The sequence below is a fragment of the Halomonas elongata genome (genome assembly GCF_029081005.1).
Taxonomy (GTDB): Bacteria; Pseudomonadota; Gammaproteobacteria; order Pseudomonadales; family Halomonadaceae; genus Halomonas; species Halomonas elongata_B.
Map to the genome: position 1 here is coordinate 175,202 of NZ_JAJQTQ010000006.1, position 8,719 is coordinate 183,920.

An 8,719-nucleotide genomic window follows, 5' to 3' on the forward strand; every position below is an offset into this window, starting at 1 on the left:
CCTTAAAGCAGGAATATCGTGGCCAGTCCCAGGAAGGACATGAAGCCGATCACATCGGTGACCGTGGTCAACACCACCGAGCCGGATAGCGCCGGGTCGATGCCGAGACGGCGAAGCAGCAGCGGGATGACGATGCCTGCCACGCCGGCGGCCAGCATGTTGATGACCAGCGCCGCGGCGATGATGCCGCCGATGGCCAGGCTGCCGAACCACAGCACCGCCAGTACCGCCACGACCAGGGCCCAGAGCAGGCCATTCAGGGCGGCGATGCCGACTTCCTTGCGCAACAGCCAGTTGCTGTTGGTGCGGCTGATCTGACCGAGCGCCAGCCCGCGTATGGCCAGGGTCAGCGTCTGACTCCCGGCGATGCCGCCCATGCTGGCGACGATGGGCATCAGGACCGCCAGGGCGACGATCTGCTCCAGGGCATTCTCGAACAGGCCGATGACCCAGGCGGCCAGGAAGGCCGTCAGCAGGTTGATGCCGAGCCAGACGGCGCGACGCCGGGCGCTGGGCAGCACCGGGGCGAAGAGGTCTTCCTCCTCGTCGAGGCCGGCCATGTTCATCAACGCCTGCTCGGAGTCCTCGCGAATCACGTCGACGATATCGTCGATGACGACTCGCCCGAGGAGCATGCCCCGGTCATCCACCACCGGTGCCGAGACCAGGTCGTGGGTCTGGAAGAGGGTGGCGACGTCACGGGACTTCATGGTCACCTGGATGCTGTCCACCTCGCTGTCCATCAGGTTGGCCACGGCCATGTCGGGGTCGTTGGACACCAGGCGTGCGAGCGACAGCACGCCCATGAAGCGACCATCGCGGTCGACCACCATCAGGGCATCGGTATTGTCGGGAACGGCCTCTTTCCAGCGCAGGAAGCGCTGTACGGTCTCCAGGCTGACGTCTGCGCGCACGGCGATGGTGTCGGTGCGCATCAAGCGACCGACGCTATCCTCCTCGAAGGCCAGCGTCTCCTGCAGACGCGTACGCTGCAGCTCGTCCATGGAGCGCAGCATGTCTTCGGCGACCTGGCGCGGCAGATCCTCGAACAGCTCGGCCAGGTCGGTGGTGTCCAGCCCCGCCGTGGCGGCAACGATTTCGGCGTGGTCCATGTCCTCGATCAGGGTTGCACGGACCTCGTCGTGGACGTGCAGCAACACTTCCCCGTCGACTTCCTGGGGGACCCGCTCCCATAGCCGGAATCGCTCGTTGGGCGGGAGAGATTCCAGCAGCAGGGCAACTTCGGCGGGCTCGAGGTCGTCGATGACATCGTCGACCCATTCCAGCCGTTCCTGTTCGAGTGCCAGATGAATGCGCGACAGGCGGTGTTCCAGTGTTTCGGTCGTATCGGTCATGTCCATCTCCCTGGCGGCGCGTCATCACGGCTGGCGGGGATGGCCCGCTAGCGTCTCAAGTAGACCATAAAAGGCGTGCCATATGGGAAACACTGCTTAAATGCCTGCGCATGCAAATCGCGTCGCTATAGCCGCCATCCCTGGCGGCTACCCTGCGGGCCCGTCTAAAGACGGTTCAAATTCGCTCCTGGCGAATTTGTGCGCGGTGCTGGTGCGCCAGCCCGGTCGAAAGCTCGCCTAACCCCTCGTTATGTCTCGCTTTCTGTGCTCCGTGCGCCTTGCGTGACCCACAAGGATGTGGGAAATGCGATGGCCCGTCGGGAACGGGCCTAGCCTTCACGATGCTCGGCGATTTATTCAGTATTTCCGATAGAGACGATCGCGGGATGGGACGGCCGTGAATTTCGTCGTCGGAGGGCGGCTGCGCTATACTCGCGCCCGCTTTGTCTGTCGCTTGCCTGGAGTCGCCATGTATTCGCTCGCCCGTTCGCTGCTGTTTCGCCTCGATGCCGAGAAGGCCCATGGCGTGACGCTGTCGGCGCTGGATCTGGCGCATCGCCTCGGCCTGGCGAGACACCTCGGTACGGGCAGGGTGGAAGACCCCGTGGCGTTGATGGGGCTGAACTTTCCCAATCGGGTCGGTCTGGCGGCAGGGCTCGACAAGAATGCCGATCATCTGGATGCCCTGGGAGCGCTGGGTTTCGGCTTCGTCGAAGTGGGTACCGTGACCCCCAGGCCCCAGGACGGCAATCCCCGGCCACGACTGTTTCGCCTGCCGGAGGGTGAGGCGATCATCAACCGCATGGGCTTCAACAATGCCGGTGTCGACCACCTGGTCGAACGGGTACGCCGCGCGCGTTACCGCGGGGTCATCGGCATCAATATCGGCAAGAACCTGACGACGCCGGTGGAGCGGGCGGTGGACGATTATCTGTACTGCCTGCGCAAGGTACATGCGCATGCGCACTACGTCACGGTGAACATCTCTTCGCCCAACACCCCGGGCCTGCGCAACCTGCAGTTCGGCGAGCATCTCGACCAGTTGCTGGGCGTCCTGCGTGAAGAGAGCCTCGCACTCGATCATGCCGCCGGTCGGCGTGTCCCCCTGGCAGTGAAGATCGCCCCGGACATGACCGAAGAGGAGGTCGCCCTGGTGGCGCACAGCCTGGAGACCAACGGTATCGATGCGGCGATCGCCACCAACACCACCGTGTCTCGGGAGGCGGTGGCGGGACTGCCGGGTGCCCAGGAGCAGGGAGGGCTCTCCGGCCGTCCGGTGTTCGAGCCCTCCAATGCGGTGATTCGAGCGCTGCGTCGCCAGTTGCCGGGCATGCCGATCATCGGCGTGGGGGGGATCGACAGCGGTGCAGCTGCCCTGGAGAAGCTGCAGGCGGGTGCCGATCTGGTACAGCTCTATTCGGGATTCATCTATCGTGGACCGACCCTGGTAGGGGATTGCGCACGAGCGCTGCAGGCGGGGCGAGATGACAGCGGCGCATGAAAAAAGCCCATGGCGCTGCCATGGGCTTGACGGGTCGTCATCGTGTCTGACGAAACGATGGTCGGGAATCAGACCACCATGGGGTTCTTGTGGATACCGGAAACACCCGTCATGCCGGACCACTGATCCCCACGACCTTCACGCCAACCGCTCATCCAGTATTCGCGTAGATTGATGTCTTGACTTGGACAGTCGTCACGGGAACGACCTGAAAGACCCGCCTTGTACCCATGCACATAGGCACGCTGGAAGCGATCACGTTTCTGTCGTTTCATTGGACTACCTCTTGGTGAAGGTGCCGATATGGAAGCCGGTGCGTACGACACCGGCCCCGTGAAAAGGCCCACGGTGCCCCCCTCGACGCCAATCGAGGGGGCGAGGCCCATAGACAGGAACGCATGCGTTTATAATCGAGTAGCTACTGAGTAATACATAGCCCAATCCGGTCGCTTCTGTCGACCGATGATTTGTAACAAGGCGTACATACGCCTGCCATGAATGCGCCGGAGATCCGGCCACGTCGATGGATATCCCATGACCGATAGACAATCCGCTGCCCCCGGGGCGTACCTGGCCACCTGCCCCAAGGGGCTCGAAGCCTTGCTGGCCGATGAGTTGGCCACGCTCGGCGCCGAGCCGGTCAAGACAACGGTGGCCGGCGTGTATTTCCAGGCCGAACTGGCCGATGCCTATCGCGTCTGCCTGTGGTCACGCTTGGCCAACCGCGTAGTGCTTTGCCTGGCCCGGGAAGACGGCGTGGAGACCCCCGAGCGATTGCGAGAGGTCGGGGCGGGCGTCGACTGGCAGGCCCACCTGGCCGCCGGCGCGACCCTGGCGGTGGACTTCCACGGACGCAGCGATGCCATCCGGCACACGCGTTTCGGTGCGCAGACCATCAAGGACGGTGTCGTCGAGCGTCTGCTGGCCGACGGCCGGCCGCGTCCGCGGGTCGACCCCCACGAGCCGGACCTGAGGCTCCACGCCCATCTGCACCGGGGACGATTGACGCTGGGCATCGACCTGTCGGGAGAGAGCCTGCACCGGCGTGGTTATCGACGAGGAACGGGACACGCGCCGCTCAAGGAGAACCTGGCGGCGGCGTTGTTGATGCGTGCCGGTTGGCCGGAGATGGCCCGGCAGGGGGCGCCTCTCGTCGATCCCCTGTGCGGCGCCGGTACCCTGTTGATCGAAGCCGCGATGATGGCCGCCGACATGGCGCCCAATCTGCAGCGCGAGCGTTTCGGTTTCCATGGTTGGGCCGGCCACGATGAAGCCTGCTGGCGCGAACTCAAGCGCGAGGCCGAGGCCCGGGCGAGCATTGGCCGCAAGCGTTGCCGCAATCGGCTGTTCGGCATCGATCGCAGTCCCCCGGCACTGGCAGCGGCCAAGGCCAACGCCATGCGGGCGGGAATCCCGGCATTGATCGACCTGACCGGCGGGGCACTGGGTGAACTCGAGCGTCCCGATGGAGTGGACGAGGCGGTGCCCGGCCTGATCATCACCAACCCGCCCTATGGCGAGCGGCTGGGCGAGCTGCCCGAGCTCGTCGAGCTGTATGGACAACTGGGCGAACGGGCCCGTGTCGCTTTCCCCGGCTGGCGACTGGCGCTGTTCACGGCCAATCCCGATCTCGGTCATCGCACGGGATTGCGCGCTCACAAGCACTATGCGTTCAAGAACGGTCCCCTGGACGCCCGTCTGCTGCTGATGGAGGTTCCCGGCGCGACAAATGAGGCAGAAGAGGCGCCACCGAACAGGCCGTCTCGCAGTGAAGGTGCCCAGATGTTCGCCAACCGCCTGGTGAAGAATCGCAAGCGATTGAACAAATGGCTGAAGCGCTCCGGGGAAAGCTGCTATCGGCTCTACGACGCCGACATGCCAGAGTATGCGCTGGCCATCGATATCTATGGTGATCGCGTGCATGTCCAGGAATACGCCCCGCCGCGCTCCGTGGATCCTGGTCAGGCACAGAAGCGCCTGCACGAGGCGCTCGGCGTGATGCCCGAAGTGCTCGGTGTGGCCCCATCCCGGGTGGTGATCAAGCAACGGCAGCGCCAGAGCGGACGGGCTCAGTACGAGAAGCAGGGGACCAGCGGCGAGCGCTTCGAGGTCCAGGAGGGCAATGCTCGGCTCTGGGTCAACCTGCGCGATTACCTGGATACGGGGCTCTTCCTCGATCATCGACCCGTGCGTCGTCTGCTGGCGGAGCTGGCCGAGGGCAAGCGCTTTCTCAACCTGTTCTGCTACACCGCTGCGGCCACCGTCCAGGCGGCGCTCGGCAAGGGGGACGGGCAGGGGGCCAGCGAGAGCATCAGCGTCGACCTGTCCAATACCTATCTCGACTGGGCCCGGGAGAACTTCCGGTTGAATCGGCTGGATCCGTCGCGGCATCGCGTGGTGCGCGATGATTGCTTCCACTGGCTGGAAACGGCCGGTGGCCGATTCGATGTGATCTTTCTCGATCCGCCGACCTTCTCCAATTCCAAGAAGATGACCGATACCCTCGACGTGCAGCGCGATCACGGTCGTCTGGTGCGACTGGCCATGGCGAGGCTCGCGCCCGGCGGTACCCTGGTATTCTCCAACAACCAGCGACGTTTCAAGCTGGATGCCGAGCTTGCCGAGGCGTTCGCCGTGGAAGACATTTCGGCAAAGACCTTCGATCCGGACTTCAAGCGTCGCCCGGACCTGCACCACTGCTTTCTGATCCGGCACCGTGACGAAAGGCGTGAGGCGTGAGGCGAGAAGAGGATGATCGATCTGACCTTGTACACCACGACGGGTTGCCATCTCTGCGAATCCCTGGAGGCCTGGCTGGCCCGACTGGCTAATGTCGACGTACGGCTCGAACGGGTGGAGGTCGCCGATGATGACGCGCTGGTGGCGGATTACGGGACGCGTCTGCCGGTACTGGCGGATGCGGCGGGCGCCGAGCTGGATGGTGGCCACGAGCCCGAGCGCCTCGCCGCCTGGCTGGCCGATCGGGGGTGGCTGGATGTGGCCGCCTGGCGCGAGTTCGCGACGCCCGAAGAGGGGGGAGAAGAGCGAAGTCGGGGGGCGGTCATGAAGGGAGGACGCCGTTACCTCGGCGACTGAAGGGCTGAACACGACGTGAAAAAGGGCCCCGCTCACTCGAGCGGGGCCCTTTGGTTACGCCTTCAGGCGCAGGAGGGTCGCGCGCGCGTTACATGTTCGGATAGTTGGGACCGCCGCCGCCCTCCGGTGCCACCCAGGTGATGTTCTGGGCCGGGTCCTTGATGTCGCAGGTCTTGCAGTGCACGCAGTTCTGGAAGTTGATCTGGAACCGCGGTTTGCCGTCGTCATCCTCGACGACCTCGTAGACCCCCGCCGGGCAGTAGCGGCTCGCCGGTTCGGCGTATTCGGGCAGGTTGTCGCGGATCGGCAGATCCGGATCGTCGAGCTTCAGATGGCAGGGCTGGTCTTCCTCGTGATTGGTATTGGAGAGGAACACCGAGGAGGCCTTGTCGAAGGACAGCTTGCCGTCGGGCTTGGGGTACTCGATCTTTTCGCACTCGGCGGCCTTCTTCAGTGCCGCGTGATCCGGCGTGGTGTCGTGCACCGTCGGCAGCTTGCCGCCGACGAGCTGGTCGAGGAAGTTGTAGGCGCCGCCGCCGACGGTACCGTACTTGTGGATCGCCGGACCGAAGCTGGCGCTTTCCTCGAGTTCCTTGAACGCCCAGCTGGCCTGCCACTTGTCGGTGAAGGCGGTCAGTTCGACGCCACCCTCGTCGCCGTTCTCGAGGGCCTCGAAGACCGTCTCGGCGGCGACCATGCCGGACTTCATGGCGGTGTGCAGGCCCTTGATCTTGGCGAAGTTCAGGGTGCCGGCGTCGCAGCCGATCAACAGGCCGCCGGGAAAGGTCATCTTCGGCAGGCAATTGATGCCGCCCTTGGTGATGGCGCGGGCACCATAGGCGACCCGGGAACCGCCTTCGAGGCTGGGCTTGAGCACCGGATGATGCTTCATGCGCTGGAACTCGTCGAAGGGCGACAGCCAGGGATTCTGATAGGCCAGATCCATGATCAGGCCGACCACCACCTGCTGGTTCTCGGCATGGTAGAGGAACCAGCCGCCATGGGTGTGCTTGTCCAGTGGCCAGCCGGAACCGTGCAGTACCAGGCCCGGTTCGTGCTGCTCGGCGGGCACGTCCCACAGTTCCTTGAGCCCGATGCCGTAGTGCTGCGGGTCCTTGCCGTCATCGAGCTTGAAGCGCTCGATCAGACGCTTGCCCAGATGGCCGCGCGCGCCCTCGGCGAACAGCGTGTACTTGGCACGCAGCTCCATGCCCGGCATGTGGCCGTCCTTCGGAGTGCCGTCGGCGGCCACGCCCATGTCGCCGACGATGATCCCGCGCACCGTCTCTTCCTCGTCGACGATCACCTCCTGGGCGGCGAAGCCGGGGAAGATCTCGACGCCGAGTTCCTCGGCCTGCTCGGCCAGCCAGCGGCACAGGTTGCCGGCACTGATCACGTAACGGGTGATGTCGCCGCCGGTGTTGTGCATGGTCCTGGGCACCAGGGCATTGGGCAGCTTCTGGGCCTTCTCGGCATCCTTGAGCAGGTAAAGCTCGTCGCGTACGGCCGGGGTGGTCAAGGGGGCGCCGCGATCGGCCCAGTCGGGGAAGAGTTCATTCAGGGCTCGGGGTTCGAAGACGGCACCGGAGAGAATATGGGCACCGACCTCGGAGCCTTTTTCGACCACGCATACGGTCAGTTCCTGCTCGGCCTCATTGGCCTGCTGCATCAGTCGGCAGGCCGCCGCGAGCCCGGATGGACCTGCGCCGACGATTACCACGTCGACTTCCATGCTGTCGCGCTCTACGTGTTCTGTCATCGTTGATGTCTCCTCCCATGGCGGCGACGTCAGTGCCTCTTGCGGGTACCTCTAACGCCGACAGGTTTAAAACGGTCGTTTGCTTCTAGAGATGCTCCATGATAGGCATAATAGCCGCAAAGGGGCACCCCTTACGATGAGGATATATCGATAAAGGCCACTCGACCGGCATGGCGGGATTGTTGCCGTGACCAAGGCTGTGGCACATTGAAGGGGTTTTTCGGTGTAGCGCCTATCAAACGCTTGCATGAAACGTCTAAAAGCATGCCGATCGGTTCTAACGAAACGCTGAATAAATCGCTGAGCATAGTGAAGGCTAGGCCCGTTCCCGACGGGCCATCGCATTTCCCACATCCTTGTGGGTCACGCAAGGCGCACGGAGCGCAGAAAGCGAGACATAACGAGGGGTTAGGCGAGCTTTCGAGCACCGCGCACAAATTCGCCAGGAGCGAATTTGAACCGTCTTTAGACGGGCCCGCAGGGTAGCCGCCAGGGATGGCGGCTATAGCGAAGCGATTTGCATGCGCAGGCATTTAAGCAGTGTTTCCCTAAGGGCGCTTCGCCTTCGTCACAACCCGGTTCCGAGACTGAACCAAGCGAGGACAATATGAAGGTACTCGTCGCGGTCAAACGCGTCATCGACTACAACGTCAAGATCCGGGTCAAGCCGGACCACAGCGACGTCGACCTGACCAACGTCAAGATGGCCATGAACCCCTTCTGCGAGATCGCCGTGGAAGAGGCGGTCCGCCTGAAGGAAGCCGGCACGGCGACCGAAGTGGTCGCGGTCACCGTCGGTCCCAAGGCCGCCCAGGAGCAGTTGCGCACGGCCCTGGCGCTGGGCGCTGACCGGGCCGTTCACGTTCAGACCGACGAGCGCGTCGAGTCGCTGGGGGCGGCCAAGGTGCTGGCCAAGGTGGTCGAGGAAGAACAGCCGGGCCTGGTGATCCTCGGCAAGCAGGCCATCGACAGCGACAACAACCAGACCGGTCAGATGCTCGCCGCCCT

At 64.1% G+C, this 8,719-nt stretch carries 7 protein-coding genes; 4 read left to right on the top strand and 3 right to left on the bottom strand.

What is annotated here, in order from left to right; all coding sequences use genetic code 11:
• Positions 1-2: 2 nt before the first annotated feature.
• Positions 3-1,355, bottom strand: coding sequence for a magnesium transporter (mgtE, locus tag LU493_RS06800; protein WP_275287034.1), 1,353 nt, complete (start codon positions 1,353-1,355; stop codon positions 3-5).
• 469 nt (positions 1,356-1,824) lie between these two features.
• Here mgtE and LU493_RS06805 point away from each other — a divergent pair, with 469 nt between their 5' ends.
• Positions 1,825-2,856 carry a quinone-dependent dihydroorotate dehydrogenase gene (locus LU493_RS06805; protein ID WP_275287035.1) on the top strand — a complete coding sequence of 344 codons (1,032 nt, stop codon included), beginning with the start codon at positions 1,825-1,827 and terminating at the stop codon, positions 2,854-2,856.
• A gap of 68 nt (positions 2,857-2,924) precedes the next feature.
• Here the strand turns inward: LU493_RS06805 and rmf are convergent, their stop codons facing one another.
• Positions 2,925-3,131 carry a ribosome modulation factor gene (gene rmf / locus LU493_RS06810; protein WP_073292025.1) on the bottom strand — a complete coding sequence of 69 codons (207 nt, stop codon included), beginning with the start codon at positions 3,129-3,131 and terminating at the stop codon, positions 2,925-2,927.
• A 259-nt stretch (positions 3,132-3,390) separates the two neighbouring features.
• On the opposite strand from rmf, the gene rlmKL reads away from it, so the two are divergent.
• Together rlmKL and LU493_RS06820 are read left to right on the top strand one after the other, a co-directional pair.
• Positions 3,391-5,595 carry a bifunctional 23S rRNA (guanine(2069)-N(7))-methyltransferase RlmK/23S rRNA (guanine(2445)-N(2))-methyltransferase RlmL gene (gene rlmKL, locus LU493_RS06815; RefSeq protein ID WP_275287036.1) on the top strand — a complete coding sequence of 735 codons (2,205 nt, stop codon included), beginning with the start codon at positions 3,391-3,393 and terminating at the stop codon, positions 5,593-5,595.
• 12 nt (positions 5,596-5,607) lie between these two features.
• On the top strand, positions 5,608-5,952 hold the full coding sequence (locus LU493_RS06820) for a glutaredoxin family protein (RefSeq protein ID WP_275287037.1): 345 nt from the start codon (positions 5,608-5,610) through the stop codon (positions 5,950-5,952).
• A gap of 88 nt (positions 5,953-6,040) precedes the next feature.
• Here LU493_RS06820 and LU493_RS06825 read toward each other — a convergent pair whose 3' ends face one another.
• Entirely contained in the window at positions 6,041-7,711 is a 1,671-nt protein-coding gene (locus LU493_RS06825) for an electron transfer flavoprotein-ubiquinone oxidoreductase (RefSeq protein WP_275287038.1), read from the bottom strand.
• Between the two features lie 607 nt (positions 7,712-8,318).
• On the opposite strand from LU493_RS06825, the gene LU493_RS06830 reads away from it, so the two are divergent.
• Positions 8,319-8,719 (top strand): electron transfer flavoprotein subunit beta/FixA family protein (locus LU493_RS06830; RefSeq protein WP_275287039.1); only part of this gene is annotated, 401 nt, incomplete at its 3' end.

What these genes read in the sequence shown, in the direction of transcription:
- mgtE (WP_275287034.1), bottom strand. Translation starts at nt 1,355, where the DNA reads ATGACCGATACGACCGAAACACTGGAACACCGCCTGTCGCGCATTCAT.
- LU493_RS06805 (WP_275287035.1), top strand. Translation starts at nt 1,825, where the DNA reads ATGTATTCGCTCGCCCGTTCGCTGCTGTTTCGCCTCGATGCCGAGAAG.
- rmf (WP_073292025.1), bottom strand. Translation starts at nt 3,131, where the DNA reads ATGAAACGACAGAAACGTGATCGCTTCCAGCGTGCCTATGTGCATGGG.
- rlmKL (WP_275287036.1), top strand. Translation starts at nt 3,391, where the DNA reads ATGACCGATAGACAATCCGCTGCCCCCGGGGCGTACCTGGCCACCTGC.
- LU493_RS06820 (WP_275287037.1), top strand. Translation starts at nt 5,608, where the DNA reads ATGATCGATCTGACCTTGTACACCACGACGGGTTGCCATCTCTGCGAA.
- LU493_RS06825 (WP_275287038.1), bottom strand. Translation starts at nt 7,711, where the DNA reads ATGACAGAACACGTAGAGCGCGACAGCATGGAAGTCGACGTGGTAATC.